The organism is Cognatishimia coralii (assembly GCF_037478305.1).
In the GTDB taxonomy this organism is placed as follows: domain Bacteria; phylum Pseudomonadota; class Alphaproteobacteria; order Rhodobacterales; family Rhodobacteraceae; genus Cognatishimia; species Cognatishimia coralii.
Map to the genome: position 1 here is coordinate 1 of NZ_JBBGAZ010000001.1, position 15,138 is coordinate 15,138.

The following is a 15,138-nucleotide window of genomic DNA, read 5'->3' on the forward strand; positions in this document are numbered from 1 at the left end:
TATCCGGGTCAGTTCGATCATCCTGAGGTCGTGAAAACCATCGAGCAGGCCTTTGAGAGGTGCAAGGCCATCGGCATGCCCATTGGGCTCATGGATCTCAATGTAGAAGCCGCGAAGCGCTGGATCGCATTGGGCTCAAGCTTTACGGCTGTGGCTGTAGATCAAGTTTTGCTCAGCCAGTCCATACACGCGCTTCGTGCTGAGTTTTAAATCCGCGAAACCCCATGTGCTCAACTAGGGGAGAACCAATAGCCAGACTGATGCGGTGATCACGGTCAGTGTGGTCCCGATCAAAACAGACGACGCAATCACGCGCCGTGCCACCCCATACATATCTGCAAAGAGATAGGCGTTGATCCCGGGCGCCATTGCGGCGGTCACGACCACCGACCGGAGCTTGGCGGTTTCCAGCCCGCCCAAATGCGCAAGTCCAAAAGCCATCGCAGGCTGAACCATCAGGGACAGACCACAGAGGAATAAGATCGTTCGCAGATCTCCCTCAGGCTTATAGCGAAACAGAACACCACCCATGCCAAAGAGCGCGGCTGGCAGGGCGGCGCGGATCATAAGGTCCAGCGCGTCGGCAAAGATCAAAGGAATAGGGAGGCCGCTGACGTTGACCAAAAGGCCAAGCGCGATGCCGATCATAATGGAATTATGGAACATGGCGTTGGCCACGGTAAAGACCAGAGCGCGGCCGCGCGTTTTGGCCTGAATGAATTCCATGGTGGAAATGCCAATCAGATAGCAGGTTGCGGCGTTCAAGGCGACGATGGTGAAATTGGCCTCTAAGGCGTCGACGCCATAGGCGCGCTCCATAACCGGCAGGCCAAGCAAGACGGTATTGGCAAACATCGCCGCAAAGCCAATCGCGACACTGTCTGGCCAAGGGCGCGAGAAGATGTGGCGGGCGACAGCAATGCCGATGCAAAAACATCCAATCGCGCTGGCGAAATAGGCGAAGAGGACCTTCGGGTCAAAAGCGGTGCTCAAATCCAGCTGCGCCATGGCCGCAAAAAGCAGACAGGGAATGGCGAACTTCTGGGAAAACACCATCAGCCCGTCGACTGCTTGATCAGAAAATAGCCCCTGCCACACAGCGACATAGCCCGCGCCGACCACCAGAAAGACCGGTGCAACAATCGTGAAAATATCCAACATATGCGTAGCCTCAGTTTCTGCGCGATCTTCGCGAAGACCATGCGCCATTGGCAGGGAAAGGTCTACCTGAGGCCGTTAAAATAGCACGCCGCCAAACCTCTCACCGCTTGTTGAGGTAAACGTGATTGGCTCTGTGAACGGAATCTATGGATGCTCTGGGCAACGAACCCTCCGAGGAAGATCCATGACGTTCAAACAGCTCACCGCATCTCTTTTGGCCGGAGCCCTGGCGCTTGCCCCCATCGCCGGGGCCGCTCAGGCGCAAGAAAGGGTGACAGACTACGCGATCGCGCAATTTGGCGAACCACCTGCCATTCCCACAGGCGACCTCTCACCCGAGTTGCAAGAGGCGGTGCGTGTGGTCTTTGTCGAGAGCCTCGAGAATGGCCGCTGGGGCACCGATCAAAGCGAGGCGTTGGACGTCATCGCAGCGTCTGGCGACCCGCGTCTGGCGTGGACAATTGCTGACATGATGCGCTTTACATGGCGGCTCGAGTTCCACAATGCGCTCTCTGATACTGCAGGCGAGCTGCTTGGCATTTCATTTGACAGCTTTGATCGCTGGAACAAGATCACAAACCACCTGATCGCTTGGGATGTGCCGTCTTATCCGGGCTATCTCAATGAAAAGCGGACGATTTTTACCCGCTTTGTCCCCGGATGGGACCGCATCTTTGTTGAAGGCGACATTGACTGGCGGCTTGTCTCATGGGGAGGGGTTTTGATCGATGACAGACCGTTCGGGCTGGAAGAGATCTGCAACAACTGTATCCCCGCCGCCGATGATCCGGCCGTCAGCACTGCGGAAGAGGCGACGTGGCTCAAGGACAGCGACATCGTCTTTGGTGTCGAAGTAAACGGCGAAACCCGCGCCTATCCGCGCCGCATCATGGAAGTGCGCGAGATGGTCAATGATACGCTGGGCGGGCGTCAGTTGGGCATTCCTTATTGCACCCTCTGCGGCGCGATGCAGGCTTATTTCACGGACAATATGCCAGCGGGTGTCGAGCGTCCGGTGCTGAGGACCTCGGGTCTTTTGATCCGCTCGAACAAAGTCATGTATGACCACAATACCTACTCCGTCTTTGACACCTTCCTGGGTCACGCAGTCACCGGCCCCTTGGCCGAGATCGGCCTGAAACTGGATCAGGCCACGGTCATCACCACCGACTGGGGCACATGGAAGGCACAACATCCTGACACCACCGTCCTCGTCGAAGAACTGGCGCTGGGCCGAGACTTTGACTTCCGCAACAACCGCGACAAAGACGGGCCGATCTTTCCCGTCGGAGACGTCGACCCGCGTCTACCCATCCACGAAGACATCATCGGTGTGACCACGGCCTCGGGCAAACCGGTGGCTTTCCAGCGTGCGACCGCCTTCCTTGCGCTGCAAGCAGGCGAAGAGATCGGTTTTGAAAATGTGCGCCTGAAATTAGAGGCAGGCGGGATCAAAGCCGTCGATGCGGATGGGTCCGACCTTGGCAGCCATCAGGCGTTTTGGTTCGCTTGGTCTCAGTTTCATCCAGACACAGAGCTGTGGACCCAATAGAGAATAGCAAGACAGGCAAAGAAAAAGGCGCGCCAACCCTCGGGCGCGCCTTTTTTTATTTGTGAGCGACTTAGCTGGCGATAGGCATCCGCTGTTCAATCATTTCAGCGAACCAGCTGCAGCCCATCGGGATCACGTCATCGTTGAAGTTGTATTCCGGATGGTGCACCGCCGCGGTGTCTCCATTGCCCATCAGGATATAAGCACCGGGGCGTTCCTCGAGCATATAGGCAAAGTCCTCGCCGCCCATGACCAGAGGCGCGTCAGAGCAAGAGCCAGCCACATCCGCCGCCGCCTTCGCCGCGTATTCGGTTTCGGTCTCGTGGTTGGCCATAATCGGATAGCCGCGCATATAGTTCACATGGGCCACGCCACCAAAAGTGGTCGCGATGCCTTCGCAGATCTCGGTGATGCGTTTTTCTGCCAAATCACGGTTTTCTTTGGACAAAGTCCGTGCCGTCCCGCGAATGGTCACCGTCTGAGCGATCACGTTAAACGGCATGGTCGGCGTTTGAATGCCGGTGACAGAGACCACGATCTGCTCGACCGGATCTGCGTTGCGGCTGGCGATGGATTGCAACGCCACGATGGCCTGTGCGGTCATCAAAGTGGTGTCGATGGTCTCATGAGGCTTGGCCGCGTGGCCGCCTTTGCCCTCAAACACCACCTCAAACTGATCGGCCGCCGCAAAAAACGCGCCCGGACGGATCGAGAAGGACCCCGCCGGAGCCCCTGGCCAATTGTGCATGCCGTAAACCTCTTGGATGTTCCAACGGTCCATCATGCCGTCCTCGCACATCTCACGACCTCCGCCGCCGCCTTCTTCGGCAGGTTGGAAGATCACCACAGCGGTGCCGTCGAAATTGCGGGTTTCAGCCAGATATTGCGCCGCGCCCAAGAGCATCGCCGTATGGCCGTCGTGCCCACAGGCATGCATTGCGCCCTCGTTTTTGGAGGCATACTCAAGCCCCGTCGCCTCATGGATCGGCAGCGCATCCATGTCGGCACGTAGACCCACGACCTTGCCGCTGTCCGTGCGGCCTTTGATCACGCCGACAACGCCCGTGCGGCCAATGCCTTCGACCACCTCATCACAGCCAAAGGCGCGCAGTTTTTCAGCGACCAAGGCAGAGGTGCGGTGGGTTTCAAACAGGATTTCAGGATGGGCATGAATGTCGCGTCGCCATTCGGTGATATCCGCGTGCAACTCGGCAAAACGGTTCTTTACTGGCATATTTCTGGTCCTCGCAAAATCAGATCAAGCAGTGGGGCGGATCAATAGCCGCTGTCGGTGGTCAGAACGAAATGGCCGGGGGCGACTTCGTCGTATTTGGATGGCTCGGGCTCGTGGCCAATCGGATGAATAGGGGAGGGGATCGGCTTGAAATTCAAGTCTTTTTCCTCTTTGCGCTGGCGCGGATCGGCGATGGGAACGGCCTTCATCAAAGCTCGCGTATAAGCGTGTTGCGGGTTCTCAAAGACCTGCGCGCGCGAGCCCATTTCAACGATGCGGCCCAGATACATGACGCCAACTTGGTGGCTGACACGTTCCACGACCGCCATGTCGTGAGAGATAAAGAGATAGCTCACACCAAGTTCTGCCTGAAGCTCCATCATCAGGTTCAGAACCTGCGCTTGCACGGACACATCCAGCGCCGAGACCGCTTCGTCCGCAACGATCAGTTTCGGGTTCAGGGCCAAGGCGCGCGCGATGGCGACACGCTGGCGCTGACCACCCGAAAGCTCATGCGGGAAACGGCGCATAAAGCTGCGGGGCAGTTCCACGCGATCAAAAAGCATCGAGACACGATCCGAAATCGCGGAGCCTTTGAGCGTGCCAAAGTTATGGATCGGCTCGGCCACCTGTTCGGCGAGTTGCATTTGCGGGTTCAGGCTTGCGAAGGGATCCTGAAAGATCATCTGCATATCGCGACGCATGTCCCGCAGATCGCCGGGGTTCAGCGCCATCACATCGGTGTCGCCAAGAGTGACTTTGCCCGACATCGGCTCGACCAACCTTAGGATTGAACGCCCCGCCGTGGACTTACCACAGCCGGATTCCCCAACCAGCGACAGGGTCTGGCCCTTGTTCAATGTAAAGCTCAGATCCTCAACAGCGTGAACATTCGCCACTGTCCGGCGGAAGAACCCGCCTTTGACGGCAAAGCGCGTGGTGAGGTTCTCGACCTTGAGCAGAGGTTCTTGTGTGCCAATGATCGGTTCGATCTTGCCTTGCTCGCGACCCAAGAGCTTCATGGGTTCTGGATTAGCCTTCTCGCGCATTTCGCCCAGCTTGGGGACTGCGGCCAGAAGCGCTTTGGTATAAGGGTGTTGCGGGTTCTCGAAGATCTCTTCGACGGTGCCTTCTTCGACCTTATTGCCGCGGAACATGACGACCACGCGGTCAGCCATCTGGGCAACCACGGCCATATCGTGCGTAATGAACATCACCGCCGTACCAGTCTCGCGTTTCAGACGGTCCATCAAAGCAAGAATCTCGGCCTGAATGGTTACATCCAGCGCTGTGGTCGGTTCATCCGCGATCAGAAGGCGCGGTTCACAGGCCAGAGCCATCGCGATCACGACCCGTTGGCGCATGCCGCCCGACAATTCATGCGGATATTGCGCCAAACGCCGCTCAGGTTCCGGGATTCGTACCTGCCGCAGTAATTCCAACGCGCGCTCATCGGCCTCAGATTTGCTGAGACCTTTGTGCAGACGCAGCCCTTCTGTCAGCTGTCGCCCCACTGTGAAAACCGGGTTCAGCGCCGTCATCGGCTCTTGGAAAATCATGCCGATTTCGTTGCCGCGGATCGACCGCATCAGATCTTGAGGTGCTTTGGACAGGTCCATTGGCTCCGACTCACCGCGGTCAAACAACAGCCGTCCGCCCGCAATATCACCGCCGCCAAACTCGACCAGCCGCATCAAAGACAGAGACGACACCGACTTGCCAGAGCCCGACTCACCAACGACACAAACCGTCTCTCCGGGGTTGATTTTAAAGGAAACATCTTCGACGCCGACCACCGGGCCGTCTTTGGTTTGAAACTCCACACGCAGGTTTTCAATCTGCGCGATTGGCGCGGAGTCTTGGACATCAAGCATTAGGTACCCTCACTGAATTGAGCTCAGGCTACGCCTCATTTCGTCGAACTGTCAAACAAAGTGACCTTGGGTCCAAGATGACCTTACGGCGTCTGGTCAGAACAGAATTTTCTGACTTATTTTCGCGAAGAAAAGAAACAAAAGGCTAAAAATTTGACCAAAAAGGAAAGAAGTTGATCCTCTGAATGCCCGTATTTCGGCAGTTCGTCGGGAAATCCTCCTAAGTCGGCGGAAAAAGGGGAATGATTGTTTTTTGACCGCTTGCTTTTTTCTTAATTTGTGCTTCGATGGCTATGCAACTTGAGGGGTAAAAGTATTAAACGAATGTTCTTATTAGCGTTTGATCTTTCTCGGGGTTTGCGCGGAGACGATCCATCTAGAGACGTCCCAACCGGCACACGCATGTGTCCAACTAGGAGTATGATATGAAAATTAAGACCCTGTTAATGGGAGCAATTGCTGCAACAGCATTTGCGCCAGCTGCCTTTGCTGAACGCGGAAGCGATGGCAATGTCAGCATCATCTATTGGCAAGCGCCATCCATCCTGAACCCGTTCCTGTCGGGCGGTACCAAGGATGTTGAATCCGCTTCCATGATCATCGAGCCTCTGGCCCGCTACAACCAAGATGGCCAGCTCGTTCCTTGGCTGGTGACAGAGATCCCAACAACCGGGAATGGTGGCGTGTCCTCTGACCTGACTTCCATCACCTGGAACATCACCCCAGGTCTGAAATGGTCTGACGGCTCTGACTTCACCTCGGCAGACGTGAAATTCACCTATGACTATTGTACCCACCCAGAAGGTGGCTGTGCGCAGGTGACCAAGTTTGAGGGCGTTTCCTCTGTTGAAACTCCAGACGCGACCACAGTTGTTGTGAACTTTGCAGCGCCGACGCCAAACCCATACGGCCCGTTTGTTGGTGGCGAAAGCCCAATCATTCAAGCGGCGCAATTCGCAGACTGTCTCGGTGCCAAAGCGCCTGAGTGTACAGACGCGAACTTTGGCCCAATCGGCACCGGCCCATTCGTTGTCACCGAGTTCCGCCCGAACGACGTGATCACCATGGAAGCCAACCCGAACTACCGTGACCCAGCGAAGCCTGCCTTTGCGTCCGTGACCTTCAAAGGTGGCGGCTCTGCAGAAGATTCCGGTCGTGCGGTTATGGAAACCGGCGAATTTGACTATGGCTGGAACCTGCAGCTGGCACCTGACGTGATCGCAAAGATGGCAGAAGGCGGCAAAGGTACACCGGTTGCGGGCTTTGGCCCACTGGTTGAGCGTCTGATGCTGAACCAAACCAACCCATCGCCAGATCTGGCGGAAGGCGTGCGCTCTACGGCTGCAGAACCACACCCATTCCTGCGTGATCCAGCGGTTTACAAAGCGATGTCCATGGCGCTTGACCGCCCACTTCTGGTTGAAGTCGGCTACGGCACCGCAGGCAACGTGACCTGTAACTGGGTTCCAGCGCCAGCGGCGTTCAACTCTGACACCTTCACCTGCGACACCCAAGACATCGCGGGCGCGAACGCAATGCTGGATGCAGCAGGTGTCGTGGATACCGATGGCGACGGCGTGCGTGAAAAAGACGGTGTGCCTCTGAAGATCCTCTATCAGACCTCAACCAACGCTGTGCGTCAGGACTTCCAAGCTCTGATCAAAGCATGGTGGGCTGAGATCGGTATTGAAACCGAACTGCGTAACATCAACGCATCTGTATTCTTCGGTGGTGACCCAGGCTCCCCTGACACCTTCCAGAAGTTCTACGCAGACGTTCAGATGTATGCGAACACCTTCAACGGCACCGATCCTCAGGCGTATCTGGGTAACGGTCTCTGCGACAAGGCACCAAAGCCTGAGTCCCAGTGGCAGGGTGAGAACATCTCTCGCTTCTGTATGCCAGAATATGACGCTCTGCATGCTCAGCTGACCACCACAGCAGGCATTGATGAGCGCGCCAAGATCGGCAAGCAGTTGAACGACATGCTCGTGTCCAACGGCGGTATGATCCCGCTGGTGCAGCGTGGTCGTGTCTCTGCACACGCAAATTCCCTCGGCGGTGTTGTCCTGAACGTATGGGACTCCGAGCTGTGGAATGTGGCCGACTGGTACCGCAAGTAATCTACACTTGATCTGACAAAGCCCGCGAGGCGCAACCATATTGCGCCTCGCGGATCTTTCGTCCTAACGTACCCAATAGTTAATAATGCTTGCGTAAGGGGAAGCGTATGCTGACCTATACCATTCGCCGCTTGGTTCTGGCCGTACCGACGCTGATCTTCATCAGCCTGGCGATTTTCCTGCTTTTGCAGTTGGCCCCTGGAGACCCGATGGCCCAGGTACCTCTGACCGTCCCCCCCGAAGTCAAACAAAAGATGCGCGAGGCGTTGGGACTGGGTCAGCCTGTTCATGTTCAATACTACAAATGGCTGGTGCAGATGTTCTGGGTCGAACCTCAGGTTCTGATCGATTACTACTTTGGCACCGGATTTGCCGAGGGCAAACTGCGGGTGATTTCCTGGCAGACGCGTTCTCCGGTGATGGACATCGTTGTGCAGCGTATCCCCCAGACGCTCTGGGTTGTGGGCACCGCTTATGTGGTTGCGATCCTGATTGCTCTGCCGATCGGGATTTACTCGGCCTACAAACAATATTCTGTCTTTGACAACGTCGGCACCTTTGTGTCGATGATCGGCTTTTCAATCCCGCCGTTCTTCACCGGTCCTCTGTTGATCGTGATCTTTGCGGTCCAGCTTGAATGGCTGCCTTCGGTCTATAACACGGTCCATAAAGTCGTGGATTGGGACAGTTTTGTCATACAGCTCAAACAGATGGTCTTGCCGGTGATGGTGCTGGCCTTGCAGATCACGGCGCAGCTCAACCGCTTTATGCGGGCCTCGACGCTGGATAATCTCAACCAGGACTATGTGCGGACGGCGCGCGCCAAGGGCCTGCGGGAACGCACGGTGGTTCTGGCCCATGTGGTTCGCAACTCGATGATCCCTGTTGTGACGGTGATCGCGCTGAACGTGCCGCAGATCTTTGGCGGAGCGATCATCACCGAGGTGATCTTTAAGGTGAACGGCATTGGTCAGCTTCTGATCACGGCGCTTTTCGCGAACGATCTGCCGATGGTTATGACCCTGACCTTCATCTTTGCAATCCTGATCGTTGTCTTCAACATCATCGCGGACGTGCTTTACGGCGTCCTAGACCCGAGGATCCGCTATGACTGAGACCTCTGAAAACACCGTGGAAACCTACGGCGCGCTGCAGGACAAAGTGCCGGATCAGCCGCCCACCAGCCAATGGAAGGACGTCTGGCACCAGTTCCGCAAACACAAAGGCGCGGTCTGGGGCGGGGGGTTCCTGCTGTTCATCACTTTGGCGGTGATCGTCGGGCCTTATGTCTGGACCATAGACGCGCAGAAACTGGACATCCGCGCCAAGGACATGCGTCCGATCTATGTTGCACTCTGGGATGGAGACGCCAAGACCGGGTGGAACCATCCCTTTGGCACCGACCAACTGGGCCGCGATATCCTCGCAAACCTCTTGGAAGGTGGCCGTGTGTCCATGGCCGTCGGCTGGCTCGCCATGGCGCTGACCATGGTGATCGGCACCTTTGTGGGTGTGACCGCGGGTTTCTTCCGCCGCGCAGACGGCCTCTTGATGCGATTCACCGATCTGGTGCTGTCCCTGCCGATCCTGCCGATTACTCTGGTGGCTGTGACGCTGTTCCGCCAACCTTTGGTCAGCCGTTTCGGCCCCGAAGGTGGCATGTTCATTATGATCGTCGGCATCATTGGCATCACGTCATGGATGCAAACCGCACGGATCGTGCGCGGCGAAGTGCTTGCGCTAAAGGAACGAGAATTCGTTCTGGCCGCGCGCTCTATCGGCACGTCGTCTAGCGCGATCATCCGTCGGCATCTTCTGCCCAATGTGATCTCGCCGATCATGGTCTCGGCCACGCTGGGCCTCGCCGCGGCGATCATTACCGAATCCGCGCTCTCATTTCTGGGCGTCGGCTTCCCCTCAGACTTCCCCACCTGGGGCAAACTCTTGGCGGATGCTGTATCGCGGATGGAGGCCTTCCCCGAACGCGTCATGCTCCCGGGCATCGCGATTTCCCTGACGGTTCTGTCGGTGAACTACCTCGGAGACGGTCTGCGCGACGCATTGGACCCAAGAATCCGCGGAAGGTAAGCAAAACCTACTGTCCTTCAGCACGCGCATTGCCTAGATTGCGAAAAACAATCGAGGGCAGCGCGTGCTGGAGATTTCCAAGACAAAGCTTGATGGCGTTCTATTGCTAACGCCCAAACGCCACGGCGACGCCCGTGGCTATTTTTGTGAGACATGGAACAAGGCGCGGATGGCCGAGCAGGGGCTCGACTATGACTTTGTGCAGGACAATCAAAGCCTTTCGGCTGAAGTCGGCACGGTCCGTGGTCTGCATTTCCAATCGCCGCCCCACGCGCAGGCGAAACTGGTGCGCTGCGGGCGCGGGGCGCTCCTCGATGTGGCCGTAGACATTCGCAAAGGCAGCCCAACCTATGGGCAGTGGATCTCTGAGGAACTCAGCGCCGAAAACGGCCGGCAGCTCTTGATCCCCGAAGGCTTTCTGCATGGGTTCATCACACTGATGCCCGACACAGAAATCCTTTATAAATGTAACGATTACTACAGCCCAGAATGTGACGGGGCCGTGCGCTTTGATGATCCCGATATCGGGGTCGACTGGGGCAGCGACACCTCCGGCGCAACGCTGAGCACCAAAGACGCGAACGCCCAGAGCTTTGCAGATTTCAATTCCCCATTTGAATGGACCGCATCATGAAACTTCTCGTCACCGGCGGGGCCGGATTTATTGGATCTGCCGTTGTGCGCCTCGCCATCGAACGCGGCCATGAAGTGATCAACCTAGACGCGCTGACCTATGCCGCCTGTCTGGACAATGTGGCCCCTGTGGCGCTCTCGCCAAACTACACTTTCGTGCAAGCCGACATTCGCGATGCACTGGCCATTCAGACCGCGATCAATGGCCATAAACCCGACGCCATCATGCATTTGGCCGCTGAATCCCACGTCGACCGCTCCATCGACGGACCCGGCGATTTCATCGAGACCAACGTCAACGGCACCTATGTGATGCTCGAGGCCGCGCGCGCGTACTGGGAGGCTCAAGGGCGGCCCGACAGCTTCCGTTTCCACCATGTCTCAACCGACGAAGTCTATGGCACCCTCGGCGCAACCGGCATGTTCACCGAGGACACGCCCTACGCACCCAACAGCCCGTATTCCGCGTCCAAAGCCGCCTCCGACCACCTTGTGCGTGCATGGGGCGAAACCTATGGCCTGCCGGTTGTCATAACCAATTGCTCCAACAACTACGGGCCTTATCAGTTCCCCGAAAAACTGATCCCCGTGGTGATCCTAAACGCCCTCGCAGGCCAGCCGATCCCGGTCTATGGCAAAGGCGAGAACATCCGCGATTGGCTCTATGTCGAAGACCACGCCGACGCGCTTTTGCTGGCGCTTGAAAAGGGCGAGCTGGGCCGCAGCTACAACATCGGCGGCGAGAACGAAGCCACCAATATCGACCTCGTCCGCCAGATTTGCGCGATCCTGGACGATCTGCGCCCGGGGGACGCGCCCTATGCAGATCAGATCACCTTTGTCACCGACCGCCCCGGCCACGATCTGCGCTACGCCATCGACCCGACCCGCATGCGTGAAGAACTCGGCTGGCGGCCCTCCGTGACCGTCGAGGAAGGCCTGCGCAAGACGGTTCAATGGTACCTCGAAAACGGCGACTGGCTCGAAGCGCTCATGGCGCGTCACGGTGTCGGAGAACGGCTCGGGCAGGGCGGATGAAGCTCCTCGTCTTTGGCAAGACCGGACAAGTCGCGCGGGAATTGATCCTGCAAGGCGGTGCGCATGAGATCATGGCTTTGGGCCGCGATCAGGCGGATCTATCAGACTCCGAGGCCTGCGCCGCAATCATCGCCCAAAGTGACGCAGACGCAGTGATCAACGCCGCGGCCTACACGGCGGTCGACAAGGCCGAAGAGGAAGAAGCCCTCGCCACGATTATCAACGGCGACACCCCCGGGGCCATGGCGCGGGCCTGTGCGGTCAAGGGTATCCCGTTTCTGCATGTCTCAACCGACTATGTGTTTGACGGAGAAGGGGAAAAGCCTTGGTCGCCAAATGATCCCGTAGCACCCCAAAACGCCTATGGCCGCAGTAAACTGGCCGGCGAAGAGGCCGTGCGCGCGGCAGGTGGAGCGCATCTCATTCTGCGCACATCCTGGGTGTTTTCGGCCCATGGCAATAACTTCGTCAAAACCATGCTGAGGCTATCTGAAACACGCGACCAACTCACCGTCGTCGCCGATCAAATCGGAGGCCCAACCGCCGCACGCGACATCGCAAAAGCGCTACTCGCGATTGCGCCCCAGCTCGGGGCCCGCAAGGGCGGCACCTTTCATTTCGCAGGTCATCCCGCCGTCAGCTGGGCCGATTTCGCCCGCGAGATTTTCGAGAAATCAGGTCGCGACACGCAGGTCGCGGATATCCCAACCTCGGACTATCCAACCCCCGCCAAACGACCGCTCAATTCCCGCATGGAATGCAGCGATCTGACCAAAGATTTCGATGTCGACATCCCCGATTGGCGCGAGGCTTTGGACGAGGTTTTGCGCGACCTAGAGGCCTAAGCCAAACGCGCCTTGAGCGATTCCAGATGCCTTGTGACCAAAGCCGTCGCGGCATCGGCGCTGTCACTTTCGGCATAGCATCGAAACTCTGGCGCATTGCCTGAGGGCCGCAGATGCACAATATCACCGCCTTCAAACGTAACGCGAAGCCCGTCCGTTTGGTCCACAGCCGTTTCCATTGGCATACCCTCAAAAAACGAAGCCCGAGCGGTCGCGTCGGTGCTGAGTTCCGCCAGAAACACCTGCGAGGCCTCCGTCGCGATCCCTTGCAAGCGATCTGCGGCTGTGAACCGCGGTGGCAGATCCGCCACCAAATCCCCCAGTGAAACACCTTGGGACTTGGCCAACGCCAAAGGCGCAAGGATCGGCAAGACGCAATCGCGCGTCATCAACGGCGCGAGGCCTTTGGCCTCAAACCCCAACAAAAAGCCCCCATTGGCCTCATAGCCTACAACTCGGGCGGCTCTGTCATCCGCCAAAGCCTCTTCCATCGCTGCAATCACATAGGGCGAACCGATGCGGGTCCGGTGGATGGTGGAAAACCCCTCCATCGCTTCGATCATCGTATTGCTGGAAACAGGAGTCACCAACACATCCGCCTCAACATAATCCGCCGTCAGCGCGCCAAGCACGTCGCCAGGCACGATCTCTCCCGGAGCAATCGCCAGCATCGGACGGTCTGCGTCCCCGTCAGTTGAGACAATGGCATCAAGACCATGTGCACGTACCCAGCCCGTCAACATACCTCGGGTCTCTGGATCGACCGCTTCGGTGTCCACCGGAATAAAGACTTCGGAACGCGCCAGCGGCGTGACCTCTGCTCCCAAGGCCTCAAGGATGGTCATCAAGAGATCGCGCGCGACCGAACTGTGTTGATAGACCCCTATGCGCAAGCCGCTTAGTGCATCTTTCGCGAAAGCATCGGTGTAGCGAGCCACAAAGGCCGCGGCGCTATCCTGCTGAGAACGCGCGCCTTTTGCCGCCTTCGACACGCCGCCCAAAGCCGCAACAATCGCCGTCTCGTCAGCCTTGCTGATCTCGCCGCTTGTCACATAGAATTTCAACCCGTTGCGATCTGCCGGGATGTGGCTGCCGGTGATCATAATCGCGCCATGCCCCTGCGCCATCGCCGAAAAGGCCAGAGCAGGCGTCGGCAGCACCCCGCAATCAACGGCCTCAAGTCCCGCAGCCTCAACGGCTTTCAAGACCTCGGATGCAATCTCAGGAGACGAAGGCCTCAGATCTTGCCCCACATGCACAGCACCGCCGGTGTCACAGCTCGCGATGAACGCCTGTGTGTAGTCTTGCACCAAGTCAGCGGTCAGTTCCGTCACCAACCCGCGCAAGCCGCTCGTACCAAATTTCGGAGCCATAATTCCACCCAATCCAAATACTTGCTTGGGTTTTAGCGCCTCAGGTCAAGTGGTGCGAGGGGAAATCCCCCTGAGGTCAGGAAAACCTAGAACCAGCGGCCAAAGGCGATCAGATGCACGGTTTCTGCCTGTCGCGTGCCGGAGATATCCCAGCAGTCGACGTCGGTCTGAGTGGTGCTAGACGCGCCTGTCGTGGTGAACCTTGGCACGCTGGCTTGGGCACTTGCGACACCGCTTGGAGGCGTCGAAAACGCGATCGGAAAGCTCCAAGTTGTCACGCCCGTGCCACTTGTGGTCAGGGTCTGCGCACAAATTTGCGTGCCGTCCGCAAAGCGCGTGTAGCTACCATTCGCGGTTGATCCGGTCTCGATCACAGCGCCAGTCGGCACGCCGGCCGCCTCCGCGACACTGCCAACCAAATTGCCTGGCCCATATCCGTAATCCGCCCGCATCAACCGACCCGCCGTCGTATCGGTCGCTGAGGCCATCACCGCAGCCCCCGTCACATACCCGTTGCTGCCATCCACCCGCAAAGCATCCACCCAAGTGCTGCCATCTGCCGAGACCTTGATCGTCAGATCATCGTTTCCGGTCGTCCCAACCTCGGCGCGCCCGCCATATCCGGTTTGAAACAGAAAGCTTGCGGTGTCGCGCGCTGTGGCCTTGTTCAACGTCAGCCGATGCCCCGCACCATCATGGGTGAACAGCGTCGACGCCCCGCTGAGGATCATCTGATTGTTGGCATCAGGCGTTGCATTCACGCCAAGGCGTTCGATTTCCAAGGGCAAATCGCGGGCGGTCTCCCACAGGTTACTTGTGCTCAAGACCGCAATCTCCGCCTCATCCACCACATAGGCCCGCCAACCGGGCTGGGGCGCGATAAACCAATAGGCTCCGCCCTCATAGATCGCGATCTCTCCGTCATGGCCCACCCAAGCGCCAGTCGCCGAAGCCGCGACAATATAACGATGTCCCTCAGCGTCCGAGGCAGGTGGCGTCGTCAAGGAACGACTTTGCACCACCAGTTGCACCGCAATATCCAACAGCCGAATGCCCTCATTATGGGTCACATGTTTCTGCGCCTGTGCTGCTTGAATATAGGGCAGGGCGAGGATCGGGGATGTTTCTATAGGCATGACATAGCTCCGGCTTGGTTTCGCCAAAGCTGCGCAAAGCATCTTGCGATCTCCTTGGCACGGCGCACGCTGGTCAGGCAA

The 15,138-nt window shown here is 57.8% G+C and carries 12 protein-coding genes and 1 pseudogene; 8 read left to right on the forward strand and 5 right to left on the reverse strand.

From position 1 onward, the window contains the following. A pseudogene (locus tag WG622_RS00005) lies at positions 1-210 on the forward strand (4-hydroxy-2-oxo-heptane-1,7-dioate aldolase); the annotation flags it as partial. A 24-nt stretch (positions 211-234) separates the two neighbouring features. Here the strand turns inward: WG622_RS00005 and WG622_RS00010 are convergent. Further along, a complete protein-coding gene (locus tag WG622_RS00010) occupies positions 235-1,161 on the reverse strand; it encodes an AEC family transporter (protein WP_339401705.1) in 927 nt (308 codons plus the stop codon). 184 nt (positions 1,162-1,345) lie between these two features. Here WG622_RS00010 and WG622_RS00015 point away from each other — a divergent pair, with 184 nt between their 5' ends. Beyond that, positions 1,346-2,713: a DUF3179 domain-containing (seleno)protein gene (locus WG622_RS00015; protein ID WP_339401706.1), complete on the forward strand. Its 1,368-nt coding sequence runs from the start codon at positions 1,346-1,348 to the stop codon at positions 2,711-2,713. 70 nt (positions 2,714-2,783) lie between these two features. Here WG622_RS00015 and WG622_RS00020 read toward each other — a convergent pair whose 3' ends face one another. Beyond that, complete coding sequence (locus WG622_RS00020) at positions 2,784-3,947, reverse strand: M20 aminoacylase family protein (RefSeq protein WP_209355878.1); 1,164 nt, start codon at positions 3,945-3,947, stop codon at positions 2,784-2,786. A gap of 41 nt (positions 3,948-3,988) precedes the next feature. Further along, positions 3,989-5,821, reverse strand: coding sequence for an ABC transporter ATP-binding protein (locus WG622_RS00025; protein WP_339401707.1), 1,833 nt, complete (start codon positions 5,819-5,821; stop codon positions 3,989-3,991). A 425-nt stretch (positions 5,822-6,246) separates the two neighbouring features. On the opposite strand from WG622_RS00025, the gene WG622_RS00030 reads away from it, so the two are divergent. The 6 genes from WG622_RS00030 to rfbD all read left to right on the forward strand — a co-directional run bounded on the left by WG622_RS00030 (position 6,247) and on the right by rfbD (position 12,548). Beyond that, positions 6,247-7,944, forward strand: a complete 1,698-nt coding sequence (locus WG622_RS00030) for a peptide ABC transporter substrate-binding protein (RefSeq protein ID WP_339401708.1) — start codon at positions 6,247-6,249, stop codon at positions 7,942-7,944. A 107-nt stretch (positions 7,945-8,051) separates the two neighbouring features. Next, positions 8,052-9,059: an ABC transporter permease gene (locus tag WG622_RS00035; protein ID WP_339401709.1), complete on the forward strand. Its 1,008-nt coding sequence runs from the start codon at positions 8,052-8,054 to the stop codon at positions 9,057-9,059. Next, a complete protein-coding gene (locus tag WG622_RS00040; protein WP_209355882.1) occupies positions 9,052-10,032 on the forward strand; it encodes an ABC transporter permease in 981 nt (326 codons plus the stop codon). Before WG622_RS00035 ends, WG622_RS00040 begins: the two co-directional genes overlap by 8 nt. 67 nt (positions 10,033-10,099) lie before the next feature. Then, positions 10,100-10,666: a dTDP-4-dehydrorhamnose 3,5-epimerase gene (gene rfbC, locus WG622_RS00045; protein WP_339402673.1), complete on the forward strand. Its 567-nt coding sequence runs from the start codon at positions 10,100-10,102 to the stop codon at positions 10,664-10,666. Continuing rightward, positions 10,663-11,703: a dTDP-glucose 4,6-dehydratase gene (gene rfbB, locus WG622_RS00050; protein ID WP_339401710.1), complete on the forward strand. Its 1,041-nt coding sequence runs from the start codon at positions 10,663-10,665 to the stop codon at positions 11,701-11,703. Before rfbC ends, rfbB begins: the two co-directional genes overlap by 4 nt. Further along, positions 11,700-12,548 (forward strand): dTDP-4-dehydrorhamnose reductase, encoded by an 849-nt coding sequence (gene rfbD, locus WG622_RS00055; protein WP_339401711.1) that lies wholly within the window; start codon positions 11,700-11,702, stop codon positions 12,546-12,548. The genes rfbB and rfbD overlap by 4 nt, the downstream gene beginning before the upstream one ends. On the opposite strand, the gene WG622_RS00060 is transcribed toward rfbD, so the two are convergent. Further along, on the reverse strand, positions 12,545-13,921 hold the full coding sequence (locus WG622_RS00060; RefSeq protein WP_339401712.1) for a phosphomannomutase: 1,377 nt from the start codon (positions 13,919-13,921) through the stop codon (positions 12,545-12,547). The genes rfbD and WG622_RS00060 overlap by 4 nt on opposite strands. A gap of 86 nt (positions 13,922-14,007) precedes the next feature. Continuing rightward, positions 14,008-15,057: a DUF2793 domain-containing protein gene (locus tag WG622_RS00065; RefSeq protein ID WP_339401713.1), complete on the reverse strand. Its 1,050-nt coding sequence runs from the start codon at positions 15,055-15,057 to the stop codon at positions 14,008-14,010. Between the last annotated feature and the right edge of the window lie 81 nt (positions 15,058-15,138).

Bases quoted from the DNA above. Each gene is read 5' to 3' on its own strand.
- WG622_RS00010 (WP_339401705.1), bottom strand. From the start codon at position 1,161: ATGTTGGATATTTTCACGATTGTTGCACCGGTCTTTCTGGTGGTCGGC.
- WG622_RS00015 (WP_339401706.1), top strand. From the start codon at position 1,346: ATGACGTTCAAACAGCTCACCGCATCTCTTTTGGCCGGAGCCCTGGCG.
- WG622_RS00020 (WP_209355878.1), bottom strand. From the start codon at position 3,947: ATGCCAGTAAAGAACCGTTTTGCCGAGTTGCACGCGGATATCACCGAA.
- WG622_RS00025 (WP_339401707.1), bottom strand. From the start codon at position 5,821: ATGCTTGATGTCCAAGACTCCGCGCCAATCGCGCAGATTGAAAACCTG.
- WG622_RS00030 (WP_339401708.1), top strand. From the start codon at position 6,247: ATGAAAATTAAGACCCTGTTAATGGGAGCAATTGCTGCAACAGCATTT.
- WG622_RS00035 (WP_339401709.1), top strand. From the start codon at position 8,052: ATGCTGACCTATACCATTCGCCGCTTGGTTCTGGCCGTACCGACGCTG.
- WG622_RS00040 (WP_209355882.1), top strand. From the start codon at position 9,052: ATGACTGAGACCTCTGAAAACACCGTGGAAACCTACGGCGCGCTGCAG.
- rfbB (WP_339401710.1), top strand. From the start codon at position 10,663: ATGAAACTTCTCGTCACCGGCGGGGCCGGATTTATTGGATCTGCCGTT.
- rfbD (WP_339401711.1), top strand. From the start codon at position 11,700: ATGAAGCTCCTCGTCTTTGGCAAGACCGGACAAGTCGCGCGGGAATTG.
- WG622_RS00060 (WP_339401712.1), bottom strand. From the start codon at position 13,921: ATGGCTCCGAAATTTGGTACGAGCGGCTTGCGCGGGTTGGTGACGGAA.
- WG622_RS00065 (WP_339401713.1), bottom strand. From the start codon at position 15,057: ATGCCTATAGAAACATCCCCGATCCTCGCCCTGCCCTATATTCAAGCA.